Origin of the sequence: Hydrogenovibrio sp. 3SP14C1, from assembly GCF_029625905.1 — a bacterium.
Lineage (GTDB): Bacteria > Pseudomonadota > Gammaproteobacteria > Thiomicrospirales > Thiomicrospiraceae > Hydrogenovibrio.
Window position 1 is genome coordinate 1 of sequence record NZ_JARTLM010000304.1, and the last position, 239, is coordinate 239.

The window sequence follows — 239 nt, forward strand, 5'->3', positions numbered from 1 at the left end:
GTCGGTCATCGCAATCTGGAAGAGACCATTTTCAAGACCAACCTGGAAGCCGCGACGGCCATTGCCCGTCAGTTACGGCTGCGCAACCTGGGCGGTATCATCATTATCGACTTCATCGACATGGTGGATGTCGAGCATCAGCGTCAGGTGCTTCGCGTATTGGAAAAGGCGCTGGAGCGTGACCATGCAAAAACCAAATGTACCGGGGTAACCGAGTTGGGGCTGGTGCAGCTGACTCG

At 55.6% G+C, this 239-nt stretch carries 1 protein-coding gene; it reads left to right on the top strand.

Annotated elements, in window-relative coordinates:
- Positions 1-239: ribonuclease E/G (locus tag P8629_RS12625; protein WP_278166434.1), on the top strand; the 239-nt coding region annotated here is incomplete at both ends.